Annotated in this window: 21 protein-coding genes; 16 read left to right on the top strand and 5 right to left on the bottom strand. The window is 63.4% G+C overall.

The features are described 5' to 3' along the window. The first annotated feature begins 7 nt into the window (after window positions 1–7). The 3 genes from tldD (at window position 8) to G405_RS0111350 (ending at window position 4,669) form a co-directional block, all read left to right on the top strand. Window positions 8–1,420 carry a metalloprotease TldD gene (gene tldD / locus G405_RS0111360; RefSeq protein ID WP_028284755.1) on the top strand — a complete coding sequence of 471 codons (1,413 nt, stop codon included), beginning with the start codon at window positions 8–10 and terminating at the stop codon, window positions 1,418–1,420. Between the two features lie 117 nt (window positions 1,421–1,537). Continuing rightward, window positions 1,538–3,634 carry a TonB-dependent receptor plug domain-containing protein gene (locus G405_RS0111355; RefSeq protein ID WP_022701646.1) on the top strand — a complete coding sequence of 699 codons (2,097 nt, stop codon included), beginning with the start codon at window positions 1,538–1,540 and terminating at the stop codon, window positions 3,632–3,634. Between the two features lie 108 nt (window positions 3,635–3,742). Next, on the top strand, window positions 3,743–4,669 hold the full coding sequence (locus tag G405_RS0111350; RefSeq protein ID WP_022701645.1) for an aspartyl protease family protein: 927 nt from the start codon (window positions 3,743–3,745) through the stop codon (window positions 4,667–4,669). Window positions 4,670–4,720: 51 nt separating this feature from the next. Here G405_RS0111350 and G405_RS0111345 read toward each other — a convergent pair whose 3' ends face one another. Further along, window positions 4,721–6,601: a peptide MFS transporter gene (locus G405_RS0111345; RefSeq protein WP_022701644.1), complete on the bottom strand. Its 1,881-nt coding sequence runs from the start codon at window positions 6,599–6,601 to the stop codon at window positions 4,721–4,723. A 244-nt stretch (window positions 6,602–6,845) separates the two neighbouring features. Here G405_RS0111345 and G405_RS0111340 point away from each other — a divergent pair, with 244 nt between their 5' ends. Further along, entirely contained in the window at window positions 6,846–7,202 is a 357-nt protein-coding gene (locus G405_RS0111340) for an endonuclease domain-containing protein (RefSeq protein ID WP_022701643.1), read from the top strand. A gap of 202 nt (window positions 7,203–7,404) precedes the next feature. On the opposite strand, the gene G405_RS0111335 is transcribed toward G405_RS0111340, so the two are convergent. Both G405_RS0111335 and G405_RS0111330 read right to left on the bottom strand, forming a co-directional pair. Next, window positions 7,405–8,778: a glutamate--cysteine ligase gene (locus G405_RS0111335; protein WP_022701642.1), complete on the bottom strand. Its 1,374-nt coding sequence runs from the start codon at window positions 8,776–8,778 to the stop codon at window positions 7,405–7,407. Window positions 8,779–8,898: 120 nt separating this feature from the next. After that, complete coding sequence (locus G405_RS0111330; RefSeq protein ID WP_022701641.1) at window positions 8,899–9,663, bottom strand: 16S rRNA (uracil(1498)-N(3))-methyltransferase; 765 nt, start codon at window positions 9,661–9,663, stop codon at window positions 8,899–8,901. A 105-nt stretch (window positions 9,664–9,768) separates the two neighbouring features. Between G405_RS0111330 and G405_RS0111325 the strand changes: the two genes are divergently transcribed. The 5 genes from G405_RS0111325 to G405_RS0111305 all read left to right on the top strand — a co-directional run bounded on the left by G405_RS0111325 (window position 9,769) and on the right by G405_RS0111305 (window position 14,060). Continuing rightward, window positions 9,769–11,133, top strand: a complete 1,365-nt coding sequence (locus tag G405_RS0111325; protein WP_022701640.1) for an NAD-dependent succinate-semialdehyde dehydrogenase — start codon at window positions 9,769–9,771, stop codon at window positions 11,131–11,133. 88 nt (window positions 11,134–11,221) lie between these two features. Then, a complete protein-coding gene (gene ubiA / locus G405_RS0111320; RefSeq protein ID WP_022701639.1) occupies window positions 11,222–12,148 on the top strand; it encodes a 4-hydroxybenzoate octaprenyltransferase in 927 nt (308 codons plus the stop codon). 88 nt (window positions 12,149–12,236) lie between these two features. After that, window positions 12,237–12,779, top strand: coding sequence for a peptide-methionine (R)-S-oxide reductase MsrB (gene msrB / locus G405_RS0111315; RefSeq protein ID WP_022701638.1), 543 nt, complete (start codon window positions 12,237–12,239; stop codon window positions 12,777–12,779). 26 nt (window positions 12,780–12,805) lie between these two features. After that, the gene (locus G405_RS0111310) at window positions 12,806–13,387 is read left to right on the top strand and encodes a beta-class carbonic anhydrase (protein ID WP_022701637.1); all 582 of its coding nucleotides are present in this window, start codon (window positions 12,806–12,808) and stop codon (window positions 13,385–13,387) included. Continuing rightward, window positions 13,323–14,060 (top strand): class I SAM-dependent methyltransferase, encoded by a 738-nt coding sequence (locus G405_RS0111305; RefSeq protein ID WP_233346029.1) that lies wholly within the window; start codon window positions 13,323–13,325, stop codon window positions 14,058–14,060. The genes G405_RS0111310 and G405_RS0111305 overlap by 65 nt, the downstream gene beginning before the upstream one ends. On the opposite strand, the gene G405_RS0111300 is transcribed toward G405_RS0111305, so the two are convergent. Then, window positions 14,057–14,845, bottom strand: coding sequence for a glucose 1-dehydrogenase (locus G405_RS0111300; protein ID WP_022701635.1), 789 nt, complete (start codon window positions 14,843–14,845; stop codon window positions 14,057–14,059). The genes G405_RS0111305 and G405_RS0111300 overlap by 4 nt on opposite strands. 147 nt (window positions 14,846–14,992) lie before the next feature. Here G405_RS0111300 and G405_RS0111295 point away from each other — a divergent pair, with 147 nt between their 5' ends. The 7 genes from G405_RS0111295 (at window position 14,993) to G405_RS0111265 (ending at window position 20,998) form a co-directional block, all read left to right on the top strand. Further along, window positions 14,993–15,430, top strand: a complete 438-nt coding sequence (locus tag G405_RS0111295) for a MarR family winged helix-turn-helix transcriptional regulator (RefSeq protein ID WP_022701634.1) — start codon at window positions 14,993–14,995, stop codon at window positions 15,428–15,430. An 87-nt stretch (window positions 15,431–15,517) separates the two neighbouring features. Continuing rightward, on the top strand, window positions 15,518–16,576 hold the full coding sequence (locus G405_RS0111290) for a strictosidine synthase family protein (RefSeq protein WP_022701633.1): 1,059 nt from the start codon (window positions 15,518–15,520) through the stop codon (window positions 16,574–16,576). Window positions 16,577–16,602: 26 nt separating this feature from the next. Then, on the top strand, window positions 16,603–17,379 hold the full coding sequence (locus G405_RS0111285) for an enoyl-CoA hydratase (protein WP_022701632.1): 777 nt from the start codon (window positions 16,603–16,605) through the stop codon (window positions 17,377–17,379). 5 nt (window positions 17,380–17,384) lie between these two features. Continuing rightward, window positions 17,385–18,299 (top strand): aminotransferase class IV, encoded by a 915-nt coding sequence (locus tag G405_RS0111280; RefSeq protein ID WP_022701631.1) that lies wholly within the window; start codon window positions 17,385–17,387, stop codon window positions 18,297–18,299. Further along, the gene (locus G405_RS0111275) at window positions 18,296–19,036 is read left to right on the top strand and encodes a sulfotransferase-like domain-containing protein (protein WP_022701630.1); all 741 of its coding nucleotides are present in this window, start codon (window positions 18,296–18,298) and stop codon (window positions 19,034–19,036) included. The genes G405_RS0111280 and G405_RS0111275 overlap by 4 nt, the downstream gene beginning before the upstream one ends. A gap of 90 nt (window positions 19,037–19,126) precedes the next feature. Then, window positions 19,127–19,432 (top strand): GNAT family N-acetyltransferase, encoded by a 306-nt coding sequence (locus G405_RS0111270; protein ID WP_022701629.1) that lies wholly within the window; start codon window positions 19,127–19,129, stop codon window positions 19,430–19,432. 195 nt (window positions 19,433–19,627) lie between these two features. Beyond that, on the top strand, window positions 19,628–20,998 hold the full coding sequence (locus G405_RS0111265; protein WP_022701628.1) for a serine hydrolase domain-containing protein: 1,371 nt from the start codon (window positions 19,628–19,630) through the stop codon (window positions 20,996–20,998). Here G405_RS0111265 and G405_RS15870 read toward each other — a convergent pair. Then, entirely contained in the window at window positions 20,995–21,249 is a 255-nt protein-coding gene (locus G405_RS15870) for a hypothetical protein (RefSeq protein ID WP_022701627.1), read from the bottom strand. The two genes, G405_RS0111265 and G405_RS15870, sit on opposite strands and share 4 nt — an antisense overlap. Between the last annotated feature and the right edge of the window lie 40 nt (window positions 21,250–21,289).

The following is a 21,289-nucleotide window of genomic DNA, read 5'->3' as shown; positions in this document are numbered from 1 at the left end:
AGCCGTCATGACCACTGATCCGTTTTCCGCTTTTGAATTTGACGCTGATGATGCGGGCCGCGTGCTCGACGAGGCGCTGGTCGGCGCGGATGATGGCGAGCTGTTTCTTGAGACCTCTACGGCGGAAAGCCTCGCCTTTGATGATGGTCGGTTGAAAGTCGCCAATTTCGACGCCGAGCGCGGCTTTGGCCTGCGCGGCGTTTTTGGCGAAGCCTCCGGTTTCGCGCACTCCTCCGATCCAACCCTGGCCGCGCTCAAGCGCGCCGGGGAAACCGCAAACGCCGCCCGTCAGGGCCGCGATGCGGTCATGGCGCCCTCTCCCGCCCGCGCCAACCAGACCCTTTATCAAGATGTGGACGTGATCGCGCAGCCGGGCTTTGAAGCCAAGTCCGCCCTGCTGGCGGAGATCGACGCGTATTGCCGCGCCAGCGATCCTGAAGTGGTGCAGGTGTCCGCCTCGGTGTCCGCCTCGCGCCGGGTGATCGGCATTGTGCGGTCCGGCGGCGATGTGCGCAGCGAAGTGCGCCCGCTGGTGCGCGTGAACGTCTCCGTCACCTGCGAACGCAATGGCCGCCGCGAAACCGGCTCCGCCGGGGCTGGCGGTCGCGCCGCGTTTGATCAGTGGATCGCGCCGGGCGCCTGGAAAGGCCTCGCCGACGAAGCGTTGCGCGTGGCCAAGGTCAATCTTGAAGCCGTCGACGCCCCGGCGGGCGAATGGCAAGTGGTGCTTGGACCGGGCTGGCCGGCCATCTTGCTGCATGAGGCGGTGGGCCATGGCCTTGAAGGCGATTTCAACCGCAAGGGCAGCTCCGCTTTCTCCGGCAAGGTCGGTCAGCAAGTGGCGTCCAGGGGCGTGACAGTCGTCGATGACGGCACGATCCCCGATCGCCGCGGCTCGTTGAGCTTTGACGATGAAGGCACGCCCACCGGACGCACCGTGCTGATCGAGGACGGCGTGCTGAAAGGCTATATGCAGGACCGGCAAAATGCCCGCCTGATGGGGGTGGAGCCCACCGGAAACGGTCGCCGCGAGAGCTACGCCCACCCGCCCATGCCGCGCATGACCAACACCATCATGGAAGCGGGCGACGCCGATCCGGGCGAGATTCTGGACAGCCTGAAAGACGGCGTCTACGCTAAGAATTTCGGCGGCGGCCAGGTGGACATCACCTCGGGCAAGTTCGTCTTCCGCTGCACCGAGGCCTATCGCGTGCGGGACGGCAAGATTTGCGAGCCGATCAAGGGCGCGACCCTGATCGGGGACGGCCCGACGGCGCTGACTAAGATCTCCATGATTGGCAATGATCTGCAGCTCGATCCCGGCGTCGGCACCTGCGGCAAGGCCGGACAGGGCGTGCCCGTGGGCGTGGGGCAGCCGACCTTGCGCATTGACGGCCTGACGGTCGGCGGCGCGGGTTAACACTGGGCGCCTTTCGGTTAACCCACCTTACAAAGTAGTCACTTACCGCCTTGTAATAAGATATTTCACGCAATGCCCTCTAGCTTGCGCCTGACTTTGATTTGCAAGACTGGATTGATGATGACTTTTCGAACGGCGCCGCTCGCTTTCCTTTTGGTGATGACCCCGGCCGCGCTGGCCGATGATGCGCCTGAGCCTGTGGTCGCTGAAGGGGAAGCAGACGGCGCCATTCTCGCCTATCCGGCCAGCTTCTTCACCGAGTTCAGCCCGGTGACCGCGCGCGACATGGTCAATCGCCTGCCCGGCTTTTCCCTGTCGGACGGCGACACCAACCGGCGCGGCCTGGCGGACGCATTCGGCAATCTGCTCATCAATGGCGTGCGTCCCTCAGACAAGACGCTGGGGCTGGGCACGGTCCTGCAACGCATTCCAGCGGCTCAGGTGGTGCGCATCGAACTGATCCGCGAACCCCTGCCCGAATACGAAATGCGCGGCTTCAGCCAGCTCGCAAATGTCATTCTGGTCGAGGGCGCCGGGACGCGCGCCAGCTTTGATCACACCCTGACCCTGAATAATTCGTCCAGACTGGCGTCGGAATTCCAAAGCGCCGTCACGCGCCCTGTCGGATCGGGCGAGCTGACCCTGGGGCTGAACTGGGAGACCTGGGGGCCGGCCAATGACCGAACGGTTGAAACCACTCGTCCGGACGGCGTGCGGTTGTCGCGCGAGCACTACAATGATCAAAGACGCTATCGCGAGATCGAACCCTCGATCAGCTATGCGGGGCCTTTGGGCGAGAACACCCAAGTGCGCGTCAATGCGAACGCCGAGTTTGTCGCCTGGCGCCGCATCATCTCCGGCTTCGCCTATGACTATGTGAATGATGCGCCGGTTCCGGCCGCCTATGTGGAACAGAAAAACGACGAGCGCAGCTGGCAGGCGGGCCTGTCATCCACGCTGGAGCATCGCTGGTCGGACGGACTGAATTCGACCACGACCTTCCTTCTGACCCGGTCAGACACCGATAACGGGCCGGAAGTGGAAAGCGTGAACACGTTTTCAAACGGCATTGAGCGGGTCCAGGTCTTCTATCAGAACGCCGAAGAGGAAACCGCGCTGCGCCAGAGCTTTGACTGGACGCTGACGGAGGCCCACTCGCTAACCTTCGGCGCCGAGGCCGCGTTCAATGCGCTCGACGCCAGCCTGGCCCTGTTTGAAGATCTGGGATCGGGCTTTGAGGAAATCCCCCTGCCGGTCAGCGACACCCGCGTTGAAGAAGTGCGCGGCGAAGCGTTTGCGGACGCTGTCTGGGTGATCAATGACGCGTTCTCTCTGGAAGGCGGTCTGCGCTATGAATATAGCGAGATTTCCCAGTCTGGCTCCGCCGGTCAGTCGCGCACCTTCACCTATCTCAAGCCGCGCGGCAGCTTCACCTGGCGTCCCGGCGACCAGCGCCGCATCCGCATCGGCATTGAGCGCAATGTGGACCAGCTTGATTTCGGCAATTTCGCCAGCTCGGTGGACCTCAACTCCGATCAGGTTGATGTGGGCAATCCCGATTACCGCCCCCAAACCGACTGGACGCTGGAGGCGGAGTTCGAGCAGCGCTTCAATGAAGACGCCTCGGTGACGCTGACTCTGGGCCGCGTCTGGGTTCAGGATCTGGACGATTATATCGCCATCATCACCCCGACCGCGGTGTTCGATGCGCCAGGCAATATCGGCGATGGCGCGCTGAACCGGGCGACGCTGGAATGGACCAGCCCGCTGGGCTGGCTGGGCCTTCGGAACGCGACGCTGGACGGCTTCGTGGAATGGTATGACAGCAATGTCGATGATCCGGTCACCGGTGTGGAGCGCTCCTGGTCCGGCATTGCGGAATGGGAGGTGAGCTTTGATTTCCGCCAGACCTTCCCTGAGCGCCAGATGGCCTGGGGCTGGGACTATTTCTACCTGTCTGACCGCTCATCCTACCGGGTCAGCCGCTTCACCAACATCCAGAACCCGGCCGGCGATCTGGATGTCTATGTGGAGACCACGCGCTGGTTCGGCCTGACCACGCGTCTGGGGGCGAACTTCATTCTCGACACCACCGACAAGCAAGATCGCATCCTGTATGACGGGTCCCGCGCAGATGGCGTCGAACGCCTGCACCAGCAGCGATATTTCGACCACGGCCCGCAGATCTTCCTCAGCGTGCGGGGGGCTTTCTGACGCTTCTGATTTGTAATCCCGGCGCGGCGCACGATCTGATAAACTTATAACAGCAGGGCGAAGCGCCGGGCGATGCGTGATCCGGCGATCCTGCTGGGAGGAGGTCGTATGAAGGCCGCCAAGCGCGCTTTCACCGCGGCGGCGCTGTCCTTGGGACTCGCCGCCAGCGCCATGGCTCAGTCAAGCGTGATCGAGTTGGAACGCACCGCATCAGGCTATTTCGTCGCGCCGGTTTTTATCGGGACTGACGGGCCCTACCCGTTCGCGCCGGACACCGGCGCCAGCCACACCGCCATCGCCCAGAGCCTGGCGGAAGCGCACGGCTTCATCAGCACGCAAGACCGGCTGGACGCGGTCCAGACCCTGACGGCGGAGGTTCAGGCTGAACGTCATGGTCTGGTTGATCTCAGGCTGGGACCAGTGCCTCTGGGCGAGATCGACACCGTGGTCACCCCCACCCCGCCCGATCTTGAGCTGGAACTGTTCGGACTTCTGGGCAGCAACGCCTTCACAGGTCACGTCATCAAGCTCGACTACCCCCAGGCGCGCCTCACCGTGAACGCGCAACAGCCCCGACACGCTGACGCCCGCATCGATCCCGTCCGGCAAGTGCTGGTGGGCGCCGCGCAAGCGCGCCGGATCGAGGACGACATCGCGGTGCTGATCGATACCGGCTCGCCCATCACGCTGGTCAATCATGCGCTGGCGCGGCGCCTGAACCAGCGCACCCCCGTCAGCGTGGTGAATGTGGGCAATATGACCCGTATTCCGAACCCTGTGGAAACCGAAGACCGGGTGATCCTCAGCCAGTTCCGCATGGGCGGCGTCTGCCTGCGGCGAATCGCGGTCAGCGAGGCCGATCTCGATGTCTTCCGCGCCATGGGCTGGGACAACCGGCCCGCCATGATCGTGGGCTTGGACCTGTTGCAGAGCACCGCCCTGACCATCGATTTTGAGACCGGTCGGGCTCAGATCGATCCCGGCCCCGAAACCTGGCGCTGTCCCGGTGATCGCCGCGCCCAGCTGAGCCATTAAAAAAGCCCCGGAGTCAGGCTCCGGGGCTTTTCTCAGTGCATGAGACCGCGTTTACAGCAGGTCGCGGGCGTCCTGATCGGGGCCGGCGGCTTCTGCCTTGGCGCTGATCTGGTCTTCCGCACGGCCATGGCCCAGGCCCTTCAGCCAGAAGCTGAGCAGGCCGAAGATCACGCCCAGTGCGATCGCGAACATGCCGATCGAGCCGAACACGGCGGCATAGCCGTTGAGCGCCGCTTCAGGATCGAGCACCTGGCCCGCCACGGTGTCGGTGGCGGTGAAAGTGGCGATGATCCCCGCCACATATTGCGCGAACGAGCTCGACAGGAACCAGCCCGCCATCATGGTGGAGACCACTGCCGCCGGGCTGAGCTTGGTGATGGCCGACAGGCCCACGGGGCTCAGGCAGAGCTCGCCGGTGGTGTGCAGCAGATAGGCGCCGGCGAGGAAGATCAGCGGCACGCGATAATCATCGCCCGCAAAGTTCACGCCCCAGACCAGCACCATGAAGCCCAGGCCCACCTGAACCAGCGCGAGGCCGAATTTCAGCGGCGTATTGGGGTTCTTCTGCAGCTTGGCGAGGAACGCCCACAGGGCTGCAAACGCCGGTGCGAACAGCAAGATAAAGCCGGCGTTGAACGACTGCACCTGGCTGGCGGTGATCGAGGCCGAGCCCACCGACAGATCGGTGTTGCGCGCGGCGAACAGGTTCATGGACGAGCCCGCCTGCTCAAAGAGCGCCCAGAACACGACCGACACCATGATCAGGATCAGCGCCAGGATCAGGCGTTGCGCCTCCACCTTGGTGCAATTCTTGGCCATGTAGACGCCCATATAGCCCAGAAAGCCCAGGCCGCCGATGAGCAGGAAGAGCGCCAGCAGATCCTGTTCGCCCATGCCCGGCAGGGTGAAGCGGATCGTGTGCGCCTGAACCATGAACCAGACCACGACCACGGTGACCAGACCGACGCCGTAGAGCAGCCATTCGGTGTTGAGCGGACCCAGCGCCTTGGCTTTCAGTTTTTCGCGGCTGGGCGGATTGCCCACATGGTCGATGAGGTTCTTGCCCGGAAGGAAGAACAGGGCGCGGCCGCGCACGAACACGACAAAGCCCAGCGCCATGCCGAGACCGGCCAGACCGAAGCCGGCCCACCAGCCCACGGTCTCGCCCAGCATGCCGCACAGAATGGCCGCCCAGAACGAGCCCAGATTGATGCCGTAATAGTACAGCGTGAACCCGCCATCGCGGCGCGGATCGTTCTCTTCATAGAGCTGGCCGACAATGGAGGAGATGTTGGCCTTCAGGAAACCCACCCCCACGATGATCAGCGCCAGCGCGAAGTAGAAAATGTTCAGGAAGGTGCGATCACGCTCGGCTTCGAGGATCTCGAACTCGCCCTGGGGCAGAAGCGACGGAATCGACGCCGAGGCCGGCAGGTCCGCGACCAGGAAATCGCCTTCGCCATTGGCGGAGAACTGGTAGAGCTCGCCGTCCACTTCCAGCGCGACTTCACGCATGGAGCCGCGGCCTTCAGCCACCAGCTCGTATTGCTGACCCTGATAGCTCAGCTGTTGGGTCGCGGGCTCGCCTTCAATCCCCATGGTGGCGTGACCGGCCACCAGCAAAAGCGCCCCGAAGGCGATCGCCTTGCGGTTGCCTAAGTACCGGTCGGCCAGATACCCGCCCAGAAGCGGCAGCAGATAGACGAGCGCGGTGTAGGCGCCGTACTGCGCGCTGGCGAGGCTGTCGTTAAACAGGAAATGCTGGGTGAGATAGAAGATCAGCAGGCCGCGCATCCCGTAATAGGAAAACCGCTCCCACATCTCCGCGAAGAAGAGAATATGCAGGCCCTTGGGATGCTTGCGCATCTCCAGAAAGACCGGAATGGCGGTGGCGATCGTGATCACGATCCCCGCCAGAACAACGATATTCATGTGCTGAGGTCCTCCCCATCACGGCCCGACGCCCCTCATGCGCCAGTGAATACAGGGCCGTGATCAACTTCATGAAGAAAATACTACCGCGCAAAACACCACGCGAGACGCGGAGTCGCAAGGGCCTTGCGGCAGTGGGGGTATTGGGGGAGGCGGGAGGGCTTTACCTTATTCTTGGCAAAGGGGAGCGAGATGAAGGTAGAGCAACTTCAAAGTTAGGCATCTTTCTCGATAGAGTGTGAGCATGGCTTCGAGAAAACCCATCGCCACAGCACGCCGCTTGCGTAAGGACATGACTGATGCGGAGTGTAAACTCTGGTCCTTGCTGCGCCAACGGCCTGAAGGACTAAAATTTCGACGCCAGCATCCGATCGGCGCCTATGTGGCCGACTTCGCTTGCCCGGACATTGGCCTGATCATCGAACTCGATGGTGGCCAGCATAATCTTCCCGCTCATCAGCTACGCGACCAACGCCGCACAGAGTGGTTGGAAAGCCAAGGCTGGCATGTCCTGCGGTTCTGGAACACGCAGGTCTTTGAAGCACCCGACATGCTGGGCGATCAGATCCTGCAAATCGCCCGCACCCTGAAACAACGCTGACACATCCCCTCTCCCCCTTGAACAAGGGGGAGAGGCAGGGTGAGGGGGTACGTCTCAATCTGTGAGGCATGAGAGGGATGAAGCGCCGAACACCCCTCACCTGACCTCTCCCCTCAGGGAGGGGAGAGGGATTGGGTTGGCGATGAAAGCGAAGAGATATTCTGGTTCTCAGCCACGCTGGCCTGGGAATTCAGCAGACAGCCTAATACGCCGCCTCGTCAAAGATCGGCTCTACGCTTTCACCCCAGGCGGTGTGATAGCGCTCGAGCAGGCGTTCGGCGGGGCTGACGCCCGTCTTGGCGATCTCGTCGAGATCATCCAGGAACAGGGCCTCGTTCTCGCCATGGGCGTTCAGGCGCTGGCGCGCTTTCAGGCCGGCGCGGGAGATGGCGAGCGCCTGTTTCGCGATCTCTTGCAGTGTCGTGTTGCGGAACGGGGTTTTCAGCGCCGTCTTCGCCGCGCCCAGGCGCATGGCGTCACGCTCGTCCGCGGTCCAGTCCTTCACCAGATCCCAGGCGGCGTCGAGGGCGCTCTGGTCATAGAGCAAACCCACCCAGAAGGCCGGCAGCGCGCAGAGGCGGTTCCACGGTCCGCCGTCGGCGCCGCGCTGTTCAAGGAAGGTTTTCAGGCGCACTTCGGGGAAGAGCGTCGAGAGATGATCTTCCCAGTCTGAAATCACCGGCAGCTCGCCGGGCAGGATCGGCAGCTCGCCTTTCAGGAAATCGCGGAAGCTGAGGCCCGACGCGTCCTGATAGACCGAGTTGCGCTTGACGAAATACATCGGCGCATCGAGCGCCCAGTCCACATATTGCTCATAGCCAAAGCCCTCTTCGAAGGCGAAGGGCAGCATGCCGGTGCGGTTATTGTCGGTGTCGGTCCACACATGGGCGCGATAGCTGAGATAGCCGTTGGGCTTGCCGTCGCCGAAGGGCGAATTGGCGAACAGCGCGGTGGCGATGGGCTGCAGCGCCAGCGAGACGCGCATCTTCTTGACCATGTCCGCTTCAGAGCTGAAATCGAGATTGGTCTGCACCGTGCAGGAGCGGAACATCATCTGATGGCCCAGCGTGCCCACTTTGGGCATGTAGGCTTTCATGATGTTGTAGCGGTCCTTGGGCATCATCGGGGTCTCTTCCAGAGACCATTTCGGCGAGAAGCCGAGGCCCAGAAAGCCCGCGCCGACCTCGTCGGCCACCTCGCGCACTTCGCGCAAATGCCCGTTCACCTCGCGGCAGGTCTCGTGCAGGCTCTCCAGCGGCGCGCCGGACAGCTCGAACTGCCCGCCGGGCTCCAGCGTGATCGAGCCGCCGTCGCGCTTGAGCGCCACCGGCTTGCCGTTTTCCTCGACGGCTTCCCAGCCAAACCGCGTCAGGCCCTCCAGAAGCTTGCGCACGCTGGGGCCGTCGCTCTCATAGGGCAGCGGGGCATGGTCTTTCAGCGCGAAGCCGAACTTTTCATGCTCGGTGCCGATGCGCCATTGATCTTCAGGTTTTTCACCCGCGGCGATATGGCCGATGAGCTGGGATTTGGTCTCGATCCGGGGGCCTTCGCCGCCTGCGTTATACGTGCCGCTCATGGGTGGTGGTCTCCCCGCCAAGGCAAATCAGTGTGGCCGCACAGTTAGGGGGCCGATCTCCCTACGGCAAGCAGGGAAACCGGTTTTCGGTCACAAGCGTGTGAAGGCGCAGGCGCGAAATCACCAATCGCCGAGCATGGATTGCCAGACCGACAAGGCCGCAGCGACGGCGGTGTCGGCGCGCAGAATGCGCGGGCCCAGACTGACAGGAAGGACGGAGGGCTGCGCGTGCAAAAGCGTGCGTTCCTCAATGGAAAATCCGCCTTCAGGCCCGGTCACCAATGCCCATTTGCCGCCGCGCTCCCGCCCCGACAGCGCCTCGTGAATCGGCAAGGCCCGGCCATGCTCTCCGCCCCAGGGTTCAGTCTGGCTGTCCCCGCTTTCATCAGCGAACATCAAGGTGCGGTCCGGCTCCCAGTCCTTGAGCATCCGGGTCAGGCTGACCGGGTCTGAAATCTGCGGGATGTCCAGACGCTCGGTCTGCTCGGCGGCTTCGCGCGCCAGCGCCTGCAACCGGTCGGTGCGCACCCGGTCTGACTGGGTGCGTTGGGTGATCACAGGGGTGATCGCGGACACGCCCAGTTCGGTGGCTTTTTCGACGATGAAATCGGTGCGCGCCTTTTTCACGGGCGCGAAGAACAGCGCCATGTCCGGCGTCGCGCACTGGCTGCGGCGCTGTTGAACGATTTGCAGGCTGGCGCGTTTCCTGTCAGCGCTCTCCACTTCGGCGCGCCACTCGCCGTCGCGGCCATTGAACAGCCGCACGCCATCGCCCGGTTTGCGGCGCATGACATTGACGAGGTAATGGGCCTGGTCCCGGTCAAGGTCCAGAAGGGCGCCGTCGCTTAGCGGCGCATCGATGAAAAGGCGCGGTTCGACACTCATGAATTGCGTTCTAGCGGCCCGTCGCCCACGTTCAAGCTCTGTCTTGCGCCTGAAGCGCAAGCCCGGAACCCGCACCTGAAACCGCCCCGGCCAAAGGAGCCCGCCATGAAATCCATCAACCCCTATACCGGCGACACCGTGTTTGAAGCGCAGTCCCACGGACAGGCGGCGATCGAGGCGGCCCTGACCCGCGCCGTGAACGCGGCGCCAAAGCTCAAGGCCATGGGGATGGACGCAAGGCTCGATGCTCTGCGCCGGGCCGCAGACATTCTAGACGATCAGCGTGACGCCATCGCCGAGCTGATGACCCGCGAAATGGGCAAACCGATCAAGCAGGCCCGCGCGGAGGTCGAGAAATGCGCCTGGCTGTGCCGCTATTACGCCGATGAAGCGCCGGACATGCTCAAGCCCGATCCGATCGAGGCGCCCGAAAAAGGCCAGTGCAGCCTCTATCACCTGCCCATCGGGCCGGTCTTCGCCGTGATGCCGTGGAATTTTCCGTTCTGGCAGGTGTTCCGCTTCGCCGCGCCCAATCTCGCCGTGGGCAATCCCGGACTCTTGAAGCACGCCTCCGCCGTGCCGGGCAGCGCGCTGAAGATCGCCGAAGTGCTGGACAAGGCAGGCTTTCCCGAAGGCGCGTTCCAGACGCTGCTGATCGGGTCGGAGAAGACCGAAACCATCATCACCGATGATCGCATCCGCGGCGTCACCCTGACCGGCTCTGAAGGCGCGGGCTCGGCGGTGGCGTCTCTGGCGGGCAAGGCGATCAAGCCGTCGGTCATGGAGCTTGGGGGCTCTGACGCCTTCATCGTCATGCCCAGCGCCGATCTCGACACCGCGGTGGAGACCGCCGTCACCGCCCGGACCCAGAACAATGGCCAGTCCTGCATCGCGGCGAAGCGCTTCATCATCCACCAGGACATCTATGAGGAATTCACCGCCAAGTTCGTGCAATCCATGAAGGCGCTCAAAATCGGCGATCCGATGGACGAAAGCACCGATATCGGCCCGCTCTCGAGTGCTGACGCCGCCGATGAGGTTTATGACCTGGTGCGTCAGACGATTGATGGCGGCGCGAAAGTGCTGCTCGCGCCGGAGCGCAAGGATCGCGCCTTTCTGACGCCGGGCGTTCTGGCGGACATCCCGCGCGGCACGCCGGGCCACGACTCCGAGATTTTCGCGCCGGTGGCCCTGATGTTCAAGGCCGAGGACGTCGATCACGCCATCGCCATCGCCAACAATCACCCCTATGGCCTCGGATCGTCCTTCTGGTCGAAAGACAAGGCCGAGATCGAGACCGCCTGCACAGATCTTGAGGCGGGCTCCACCTATGTGAACCAGATGGTGGCGTCCGATCCGCGCCTGCCCTTTGGCGGCGTGAAAAAGTCCGGCTATGGCCGCGAACTGGCGCGCGACGGGCTGCTCGCCTTCACCAACCCCAAGACCATCGCCATCACAGGGCTCGACTAAAACCTGTGCGCCAGGCGGGTGGAAAATCTGCCCGCCTTGCGACCTTCAGGCTCTTTCGAACCGGCGCGCGGCGCGCTATCGATGCACGATGACCATCGCCCCTGATCGCCGCGTCGCTGACTCCGTGCCCACATCCTGGGTGGATCACGCGCCATCCGCCCTGCGCCCGTATCTGCGGCTGGCGCGCTATGACCGGCCTGTGGGCTTCTGGCTGCTGGCGATCCCGTGCTGGCAGGGTCTGGCGCTGGCGAGCGTTCAGGCGGGGCTTGATTGGCTTGATCTGTACTGGGCGATCCTCTTTGGCGTGGGCGCGATCGCCATGCGCGGGGCCGGCTGCACCTATAACGACATCATCGACCGCGATATCGACGCCAAGGTCGCCCGCACCGCTGATCGTCCGCTGGCGGCGGGCACGGTCAGCCTGAAACAGGCCTGGGCGTTTCTGATCGCGCAGTGCCTTGTGGGTCTTCTGGTGCTGATCCAGCTGCCCCTGCCCGCAATCCTCACTGGGCTCGGCGCGTTGGCGCTGGTGGCGGGCTATCCGTTCATGAAGCGCATCACCTGGTGGCCGCAGGCCTGGCTGGGGCTGACCTTCAACTGGGGGGTGCTGGTGGCGGGCGCCACGGCGCTCGGGACACCCTTCGCGCCTGAAATCCTGCTTCTTTACGGGGCGAACCTGTTCTGGACTCTGGGCTATGACACCATCTACGCCTGTCAGGATATGGAGGACGACGCCATGGTGGGGGTGAAATCCTCCGCCCGCGCGCTTGGCGGCAAGATCAGCTTCGGCGTTCTGGCCTTCTATCTCATGACGGCGGCGCTGGCCGCGCTGGCCGGGCTGGTCGCGGGCGCCGGGCTGATGTTCGCGCCCGCCTTCGCGGTCTTCGCCGCGCACCTGCTGCTACAGACCCGCAAACTTGACCCCGAGGACGGGCGGGAATGCCTGCGGCGGTTCAAGGCGAACCAGATCACCGGCTTGCTGCTGGCCGGCGCCTTTCTGCTGGGCGCTTTGTGAGCGAACACGCCGGCTTCACCAGCATGTGACTGGTCATGACGCGCTCTGAGCTTAACTGTGAAGGGTGACGCCAAGAGGAGGCCTCGTCATGACCACGCTCAGCCGCCGCCTGTTTCTCGCCACCGGCTTCGCCGCATTCGCCAGCCCCGCCCTTGGGCAGAGCGATCAGGACGGGCTGGAAGTCGCGCTGTTTGACCACCCGGACATCACGCCCTGGGGCGAGGCCGACATTGATTTCATGAGCCTCACTCGGGACCAGTGGCGCGAGCGCCTGAATGGCGAACAATTCCGCGTCTTGCGCCAGGAAGGCACCGAGCGCGCCGGGACCAGTCCTCTGAACCGCGAGCATCGCGACGGCATCTTCGTCTGCGCGGGCTGCGCTCTGCCGCTCTTTTCGTCTGAAGCCAAATACGAAAGCGGCACAGGCTGGCCCAGCTTCTGGGCGCCGATCCGCGGCGCCGTGGCCACCAAAGCCGATTATCGACTGTGGACGCCGCGCACCGAATACCATTGCGCCCGCTGCGAAGGCCATCAGGGCCATGTGTTTGATGACGGCCCGCGCCCGACGCGCCAGCGCTGGTGCAATAACGGGATCGCCCTCAACTTCGTGCCGCGCCCGGATAACGCCTGACCTGATTTTCCTGAAAGGATCTGACGATGAGCGACGACAATTACACGCATGTGACGCGCGCCAACGCGGACTACGCCGCGGGCTTTGATCGCGGCGGCAAACCCATCCCGCCCGCCAAGCAGGCCGCGATCCTGACCTGCATGGATGCGCGCATCATCCCCACCGAAGCCCTGGGCTATGAGCTGGGCGATGTTCACGTGATCCGCAATGCCGGCGGCCGCGCCAGCGATGATGCGATCCGCTCGCTGGTGATTTCCCACAAACTGCTAGGCACGAAAGAGTTCTTCGTGATCCACCATACCGATTGCGGCATGGCGCTGTTTGATCAGGAGACCATGGAGCGCCTTCTGGCCTCCAGCCTGAACACCGCGACGCCCGGCCCGGACGGCTGGAGCGATCCCGGCGGATCGGACGGCTCAGATGCCGGCAAGGATGTGGACTGGCTGACCTTCAAGGACGCCGCCGACGCCGTCACCGACGATGTGAAACGCGTGCGTGAACACCCGCTGGTGCCCGCGCGCATTCCGATTTACGGCTTCATGTATGATGTCGACACCGGAAAACTCACCGAAATCGAAGCCGCCAGCGCCATCGGCAAAGCCCGCTGAACCGCTGACGCCCGATCAGGTTCTGGACGCGCACTGCCGCATCGCCAGCGCTCCGCTGACGCCTGAATTGCGCTTTCACCTCGCCAATCCGCAGAGTGATCTGTGGCGGGAGGAGGAAGATGCGCTGATCTCCATGGGCCTGCCCTCTCCCTTCTGGGCGTTCGCCTGGGGCGGCGGGCAGGCGCTGGCGCGGCTGGTTATGGAGCAGCCTGATCTGGTGCGCGGCAAACGTGTGCTCGACTTCGCCTGCGGCTGCGGCGTCGCCGGGATCGCAGCCGCCAAGGCCGGGGCGGATCTTGTGACGGCGACAGAAATCGACCCCTTCGCCGTTCACGCCGCCCGCACCAATGCGCGCCTCAATGACGCTGAGATGCTGGTGCTGCACGCTGATCTGGTGGGCTGTGATGATGGCTGGGATTTGGTTCTGGCGGGCGACGTGTTTTACGAGACTGATGCCGGCGCCGCGATCACGGACTGGCTTGAAAGCCTGCATGACCGCGGCGCGACCGTGCTGATCGGCGATCCGGGCCGCGCCTATCTGCCCAAGGACAAGCTTCACGTCGCCGCCCGGTTCGAGGCGCCCAAAGCGGGCGATCTCGAAGACCAGGATGTGGGCGCGGCGCGGGTCTGGCGCTTTCACGCCAAGCCCCGCGGCCTGCCCGAAATGGACTAGCGCAGATTGGCGTAACCGCCGTCGAGCGCGATGATCTGCCCGGTCACATAATCAGACGCGGGAGAGGCCAGAAACGCCGACAGGCCGATCATGTCATCCGGCGCGCCGATGCGGCCCAGCGGGATATGAGCCGAGACCGCGTCGCGGCCTTCGGGATTACTCAGCGCGAAGGCGGTCATCTTGCTTTCAAACGGCCCCGGCGCGATGGCGTTCACGGTGATCTTGTCGCGCGCCAGACGCCGCGCCATCACCTTGGTCAGATGGTGCACCGCCGCCTTGCTGGCCGGATAGGCGTAAGTGTCTTCCATCATCGGCACGGCGAGACCCTCGATGGAGCCGATATTGATGATCCGGCCCCGGCCCGCCGCTTTTGACGCCGCCTGAAGCTGGGGCAGCAAAGCCTGGGTCAGGAAGAAGATGGATTTGACGTTCAGATCCATCACACGGTCCCAGCCGTCCTCGGGAAACTCTTCCAGCGCTGCGCCCCAGGTCGCCCCGGCGTTATTGACCAGGATGTCGATGGCGTCCGTCTGCTCACCCAGCCATTTGGCGAAGGCCTGCCCGCCTTCATTGGTGGACAGGTCCGAGGGAACAGCATGAACTTCGCCAAATTCCGAGAGACGCTCCTGCGCCGCCTTCACCGCATCCGGCTTGCGCGACGTGATGAACACCCGCGCGCCTTGCTTGAGCAGGCCGGTGGCGATCATCTCGCCAATGCCGCGCGTGCCGCCGGTGACGACGGCGGTCTTACCGGTGAGGTCAAAGAGTTGGGTGACGGACGTCATAATCGCGCTCCTTCATTCGGTAAGCGCTTAAGCAAGCAGCAAAGGCGGGCTGTGGGAAGAGGGTTTTGCTTTATTTTTCAGGCTCTGCCCCTGACCAGAAGCGGGTAAAGTCTTTCACACCCGAATGAATCGCGGCAACACTTCGGCATGGCTCGCGTTCGCGCCGTTGACCGGCGACTCTTCTTGCTGATCGAAATCGCCGCTCGGCGTCTGAGCCGGGAAGCGGATGCGCGTTTGCGCGCGGAAGCCAATGTCAGCGCCAGCCAATCCGCCGTCCTGTTCTTGCTGTTAAGGCGCGGCGAACGACGCCTGGGCTCCATCGGCGATATGCTGGCGCTCGGCGCGCCCGCGGTGACGGGCCTGATCAACCGGATGGAGACCGCCGGGCTGGTGATCAAACGCAAGGACGCGAGCGATAAGCGCGGCGCCCTGGTGGATCTGACCGAAGCGGGCCGTCGCGCCGCCGAACGTGCGGACCAGGTCTTGCGCGGGTTCAACACCGAGCTTGACGACAAGCTGGGCGAGCATGACGCGGCTGTGGTCTATGACGCCCTGACCCGGCTGGCGATTGATAGCGACGAATAATCAAACCGTCCGCGTTCAATTTCTGGACGCCGTTCACGCTGCGGCGTAGCCTTCCTTCATAGAAAACAAGCGTTGGGGGATCGGGTCATGTTTCGATTGATTTTGGGAGTGCTGGGCGTTGTCCTGGTTTTGGGCGTTGTACGCATCGGCTATGTGGTCACCCGCGCCAGCGGGGCGCTGAGCCATCCTGAATACACCGATAACGCCGCCTGCACGCCGGTGGAGATCGCGCCCGGCACTGAAGACGTGACCTATGATCCTGTGAGCGGGCTGGCCTTCGTGTCCGCAGCCGAGCGTCGCTCGGGCGAGATGCATCCGCGCAACGGCATCTATGTGTTTGACCCGGAAGACCCTCAGAGCGTGCGACTGGTCTCCATTGATGCGCCGGCGGACTTCCGCCCTCACGGCATCAGCCTGTGGCGCGGGGAGAGCGAGAGCGGCGAGCCCCTCGCCCGCCTGTTTGTGATCAGCCACCCCTATAGCGGCCATCAGGTGCTGATCTATGACGTGGCCGAGGATGGCGCGCTGTCCCATCTTCAGACCGTCAGCCATGACGCCCTGCGGTCGCCCAACGACATCGTCGGGGTCGGGCCAGAGCAGTTCTACGCCACAAACGATGTCTATTTCGGCGACACGCCGATGGGTTATCTTGAAGCGTTTCTCGGCCTGCCGCTGGGTTCGATCAGCTATTATGACGGCCAGGACGGCCGCATCGTCGCCGAAGGGCTGGCCTACGCCAACGGCATCAACATCAACGCCGACGGTTCTGAAGTTTACGCCTCGGGCTTTATCGGGCGCACGGTTCATGTCTTTGACCGGGATGCGGATACAGCCGAGCTGAACCGCACGGCGCGGCATCCTGTGCCGTTGGGCCTTGATAATATCGAGGTCGGCCCGGACGGTGATCTCTATATCGCGGGCAATGTCAGCGTCTTTGACTTCCTGGCGCACCAGTCAGACCCTGAGGCGCGCGCCCCGGCCCAGGCGGTTCGGGTTGACCCGCAAACGGGTGACTGGACGACGGTGTTCGCGGATTCCGGTGAAGCGATTGACTCCCTGTCCGTGGCGACACGCGCCGGCGATCAGCTGTTGCTGGGCGCGGTGTTTGATTCCCACGTCCTCGTCTGCCCCTATATGGCCAACTAATGCCCAGAGATTCCAAGGATGGCGTAATGACCGACCTGATCCGTGTGAGCGACGCAAATGGCGTGCGCACCCTGCGCTTTGACCGCGCTGACAAGAAAAACGCCATCACCCGCGCCATGTATTCGGCGATGGCGGACGGCCTTGAAGAGGCCAATGCGCGCTCTGACATCCGCGTGGTGGTCATCGCGGGCGGCGAAGGCTGTTTCTCCGCCGGCAACGACCTGATGGACTTCATGGAGGCCCCGCCCCATATCGGCGGCGGCGAAACCCCGCCCGTCGAGCGCTTCATGATGGCGCTCATGATGTGCGAAAAACCAGTCATCGCGGCGGTGGACGGGCTGGCGGTCGGCATCGGCACGACGCTGTTGCTGCACTGTGATCTGGTCTACGCCACCGAGCGCGCCCTGTTCACTACGCCCTTCGTCAATCTGGCGTTGGCGCCGGAATACGGCTCCTCCCAGATTCTGCCCGGCATTGTCGGTCGGGCCGTGGCCAGCGAAATGCTGCTGCTGGGCGCGAAATGGGACGCGAAGAAGGCCGAAGCGAAAAACCTGATCAATGCAGTCCTGCCAACCGAGGGCTTTGACGCGGCGGTGATGGAGATCGCCCAGCAAATCACCCAGCTGGCGCCGGGCGCGGTGAAAACCGCCAAAATGCTGATCAATCTGCCGCCCGAGGACATCAAGGACCGCATTGTGCGCGAAGGCGGCCTGTTCGCCGAGCAATTGCGCACCGATGAGTTCAAGGAAGCCGTGACGGCCTTCATGGAGCGCCGGGCGCCGGACTTCTCGAAGTTCGGATAGGCGAGATGGCCAAGGGCAGTCACGAATACATTGACGATCCCAGGAACGCCGCCATCCGGATCTGGATCAATGGCGAGCTGTTTGCACGCGAAGACGCCAAGGTCTCCGTCTTTGATTCCGGCTTCATTCTGGGGGATGGCGTCTGGGAAGGCCTGCGCGTCCATGAGGGCCAGATCGCTTTTCTCGATCGGCATCTGGACCGGCTCTATGAAGGCGCGAAAGCGATCGACATGGAGATCGGCCTCACCCCTGAGGCTCTGACGCAAGCGCTTTACGACACGCTCAAGGCCAATGAGATGAGCGGGGACGGCGTGCATATCCGCCTCATGGTGACCCGCGGGATCAAGGCGACGCCGTATCAGGATCCGCGCGTCACCATCAGCCCGGCCACCGTGGTGATCATTCCCGAATGGAAGACGCCCAAGCCCGAAACCGCTACCCAGGGCCTCAACCTGTTCACCGTCCATGTGCGTCGGGGCTATCCCGATGTGCAGGATCCCAAGCTGAACTCCCACTCCAAGCTCAACTGCATCACCGCCTGCATCCAGGCGGCGAAGGCCGGCGCCGACGAAGCGCTGATGCTCGATCCGCATGGCTTTGTGGCCACCTGCAACTCCACCCATTTCTTCATCGTCCGCAAGGGCGAGGTCTGGACCTCGAGCGGGGATTATTGCCTGGACGGGATCACCCGCGGCGTGGTGATCGAGATCTGCAAGGAGGCGGGCATTCCCGTCTTTGAGAAGAATTTCTCCCTGACGCAGGTCTATGGCGCCGACGAGGCTTTCGTGACCGGCACCTTTGCGGGCGTCGCGCCGGTCTCCACCGTGGACGGTCGACTTCTGTGCGAGGGGCGCGGCCCGATGGTGGAGCGCCTGCAGCAGCTCTATCTTGAAAAGATCACACGAGAGAGCGCGTCATGACGGACGCGCCCGTGCGCCTGTGCCTGTGGTCGGGACCGCGCAACATCTCCACCGCCACCATGCGCAGCTTTGAGGCGCGCGGGAACTGCGCCGTCTGGGATGAACCCTTCTACGGCTATTATCTCAAACAGACCGGGCTTGATCATCCGGGCCGGGAGCCGACGCTCGCAGCCTGGCCGACCGACCCAGCTGAGATCGCCCGCGCCTGCGCCGGGGCCGCGCCCCAGGGCCAGGCTGAGTTCTTCCAGAAGCATATGTGCCAGCACATGCTGGACGGGCTGGATCTGAGCTGGACCAAAGACTGCCGCCATATCTTTCTTATTCGCGACCCCGCCGAAGTCGCCGCCAGCTATCACGCCACCATGAAGCGCGCCTGCGCCGAAGATCTGGGCGCGATCCGGCAGGCGCGTTTGTATGACGAGATTTGCGATCTGACCGGACAGGCCTGGCCCGTGATCGAAGGCGCAGACGTGCTGGCGAACCCCGCCAGCATGCTCAGAGCGGTCTGCGACGCCGTAGGCATCGCCTATACCGACGCCATGCTGAGCTGGCCGCCCGGTCGGCGAACGACCGACGGCCCCTGGGCGCCATACTGGTATGCGCGCGTTGAAGCTTCCACCGGTTTTGAAGCCCCCCGGTCGAGCCCGCACGACCTGCCAGCGCACCTGTCCGAGGTCGTCGCAGACTGCGCGCCCGCCTATCAGCATCTCAAGGCTAGAAAGCTGACAGCGAGGTGACACTCGGAAAGCCTGCCTTTCCAAGTTCGACACAGACGCAGGACGGCCTCTGGCTTAGGGTTCCCTGAAGCGCAGAGACAGGGGCCGATCATGACCGAGTTCACGATTACCGAAGAGCGTTCACAAACCAAAGGTCGCTATGTCGCGACAGCCGCGGGCAAGCCTGAAGCCGAGCTGACCTATTCGATCGCCAATGACCATATGATCATCATTGATCATACCGGCGTGCCTGACGAGTGGCGCGGCATGGGCGTGGGAAAGGCGCTGGTTCAGCGCGCTGTTGAAGACGCGCGTGAGCGCGGCGTCCAGATCATCCCGCTCTGCCCGTTCGCCAAAGCCCAGATCCACAAGACCCCGGACTGGCACGACGTGCTCGAACCGGTGAGAAACACCTGAACGAACTTAGAAAAACGGGCGGACCACAGGTCCGCCCGATCAGGTGAGTGCTCACAGGGGAGATTATGATTTCAACCTAGCCTCCCACTTGTTTAAATTTAGTTAGTGAACGATTTCACCGAATACATTTCCTCACAAGCCGCTTGACCCTGCCCTGAAGCGCGCGGACCCTCTGAAAAAAGGGGAGGATTTTCAATGCGCCGTCTTGTCTGGGTGATCGCCCTGATCGCCGCACTGTTCGTGGGCGGCTGGCTCTATGTCAGCCAGTCGACCTGGGGCCGGATCTATCTGCCGTCCGGCGCCGGACTCACCGCCAAGCAGGCCTGTTCGCTGACCTTCGTCTCCGGCCTGGATCCGGAGCGCGCACAGACGGACTATATCGACCCGCTGCTCGGTCCTGCGAAATCCTTGATCAGCCTGGACGTTGACACAGAGGCGCGCACCACGACGAGCGCCATATTCGGCTTGTTCTATCGTCAAACGGCTGTGTTCCGGGACGGGCTTGGCTGCACCCTGGTGCACGACCCCGATCAGTTTGACGCCGATCTGACGGTTCCCATGCCGCCTCCCTCCGCACTGATGGAGATTGATACAGCCTGGCGGGACGCGCATTTTGATGCGGATGCGCTGGACGCCGCCCTGGACGCCGCGTTCACCGAGGATGGCCGCAACACGCTCGCCGCCCTGGTGCTGCATGACGGGCGACTGGTGGCGGAACGCTACGCCGACGGCGTGGATGCACGCAGTCCGCTACTGGGCTGGTCGATGACCAAGTCCACGGCCGTGACATTTGCGGGCGTGCTGGTCGAGCGCGGTCTGATCGACATGCGAGCCGAAGGGTTGTCGCCGGATCTCAACGCGGTGGACCGGCCAGACATCACGCTGGACGACATGCTGCGCATGACGGGCGGTCTCGACGGCTTCGAACTCAATAACGGCCATGACCCCAATTCAGAAATGCTGATGACCCAGGCCGACATGGCCGCCTACGCCGCGTCACGCAACAAGTTGCACGAGCCGGGCGAAGAGTGGAGCTATCAAAGCGTGAACACCATCCTGGCAGGGGCCGCGATGGAAGAGTTCATGGGCGATACGCTCGCAGACAGGGTTGAAACCCTGCGCGCCTGGCTGTTTGAGCCGCTGGGCATGAATTCTGTGGTGTTTGAGCCCGATCAGTCCGGCACGCTGCAATGGTCGAGCTATATGTACGCCACCGCTCAGGATTGGGCGCGACTGGGCCAGCTTTACCTCGACAATGGCCGGGTGGGCGACGCCCAGATCATCCCGCCTAACTGGCTGACCTATGTGGGCACGCCCACTGTGGACTGGTACGGCTCAGGCTTCTGGTTAAACATCGAGGGATTGCCCGCCGACACGGTCGCCATGCAGGGCTTCCAGGGTCAGCACGGCTTTGTCATCCCGTCTGAAGACCTGGTCATCGTGCGCATGGGCGCCACACTAGGTATGGAGAGCGGCGCACCCGAATTGGGCGCCGCTGTCATCGCCGCCAAGCGCGACATGTCTGATCTGGAGGCGCCCGCAGAGGCTCAGGCGGCGGAGGGCTAGTCCACTTCAGTCCGCTGCAGGATCCGGTCGAACGGGTGCGGGGTCATCCGTTCGGCCTTGATCATGAAGGCGTTGAACCTGGGATGACGACCGCGCCAGCCGCGCACATGGTTCCGCGCGCTGTCTGAATTGGACAGGATCAGCGCGGCGCCGATGGCGATCAGCACAAGCCCGAACGGCAAAGGCGTCCAGAAGAGTGGGAGGCCGACCGCGATCAGCAAGAACCCCAGTGTTTGATATACGAACCTCATGCATCACAAATGCGCAGGGCGGCATTTGGTTGCAAGAGCG

Origin of the sequence: Oceanicaulis alexandrii DSM 11625 (assembly GCF_000420265.1) — a bacterium.
GTDB classification, from domain to species: domain Bacteria; phylum Pseudomonadota; class Alphaproteobacteria; order Caulobacterales; family Maricaulaceae; genus Oceanicaulis; species Oceanicaulis alexandrii.
This window is presented reverse-complemented; position numbering and strand designations above follow the sequence as displayed.

Bases quoted from the DNA above. Each gene is read 5' to 3' on its own strand.
- G405_RS0111300 (WP_022701635.1), bottom strand. From the start codon at position 14,845: ATGACGTCCGTCACCCAACTCTTTGACCTCACCGGTAAGACCGCCGTC.
- G405_RS0111280 (WP_022701631.1), top strand. From the start codon at position 17,385: ATGGCCAAGGGCAGTCACGAATACATTGACGATCCCAGGAACGCCGCC.
- G405_RS0111350 (WP_022701645.1), top strand. From the start codon at position 3,743: ATGAAGGCCGCCAAGCGCGCTTTCACCGCGGCGGCGCTGTCCTTGGGA.
- G405_RS0111335 (WP_022701642.1), bottom strand. From the start codon at position 8,778: ATGAGCGGCACGTATAACGCAGGCGGCGAAGGCCCCCGGATCGAGACC.
- G405_RS0111270 (WP_022701629.1), top strand. From the start codon at position 19,127: ATGACCGAGTTCACGATTACCGAAGAGCGTTCACAAACCAAAGGTCGC.
- tldD (WP_028284755.1), top strand. From the start codon at position 8: ATGACCACTGATCCGTTTTCCGCTTTTGAATTTGACGCTGATGATGCG.
- G405_RS0111295 (WP_022701634.1), top strand. From the start codon at position 14,993: ATGGCTCGCGTTCGCGCCGTTGACCGGCGACTCTTCTTGCTGATCGAA.
- G405_RS0111285 (WP_022701632.1), top strand. From the start codon at position 16,603: ATGACCGACCTGATCCGTGTGAGCGACGCAAATGGCGTGCGCACCCTG.
- ubiA (WP_022701639.1), top strand. From the start codon at position 11,222: ATGACCATCGCCCCTGATCGCCGCGTCGCTGACTCCGTGCCCACATCC.
- G405_RS0111345 (WP_022701644.1), bottom strand. From the start codon at position 6,601: ATGAATATCGTTGTTCTGGCGGGGATCGTGATCACGATCGCCACCGCC.
- msrB (WP_022701638.1), top strand. From the start codon at position 12,237: ATGACCACGCTCAGCCGCCGCCTGTTTCTCGCCACCGGCTTCGCCGCA.
- G405_RS0111290 (WP_022701633.1), top strand. From the start codon at position 15,518: ATGTTTCGATTGATTTTGGGAGTGCTGGGCGTTGTCCTGGTTTTGGGC.
- G405_RS0111265 (WP_022701628.1), top strand. From the start codon at position 19,628: ATGCGCCGTCTTGTCTGGGTGATCGCCCTGATCGCCGCACTGTTCGTG.
- G405_RS0111325 (WP_022701640.1), top strand. From the start codon at position 9,769: ATGAAATCCATCAACCCCTATACCGGCGACACCGTGTTTGAAGCGCAG.
- G405_RS0111330 (WP_022701641.1), bottom strand. From the start codon at position 9,663: ATGAGTGTCGAACCGCGCCTTTTCATCGATGCGCCGCTAAGCGACGGC.
- G405_RS0111310 (WP_022701637.1), top strand. From the start codon at position 12,806: ATGAGCGACGACAATTACACGCATGTGACGCGCGCCAACGCGGACTAC.
- G405_RS0111355 (WP_022701646.1), top strand. From the start codon at position 1,538: ATGATGACTTTTCGAACGGCGCCGCTCGCTTTCCTTTTGGTGATGACC.
- G405_RS0111275 (WP_022701630.1), top strand. From the start codon at position 18,296: ATGACGGACGCGCCCGTGCGCCTGTGCCTGTGGTCGGGACCGCGCAAC.
- G405_RS0111340 (WP_022701643.1), top strand. From the start codon at position 6,846: ATGGCTTCGAGAAAACCCATCGCCACAGCACGCCGCTTGCGTAAGGAC.
- G405_RS15870 (WP_022701627.1), bottom strand. From the start codon at position 21,249: ATGAGGTTCGTATATCAAACACTGGGGTTCTTGCTGATCGCGGTCGGC.
- G405_RS0111305 (WP_233346029.1), top strand. From the start codon at position 13,323: ATGATGTCGACACCGGAAAACTCACCGAAATCGAAGCCGCCAGCGCCA.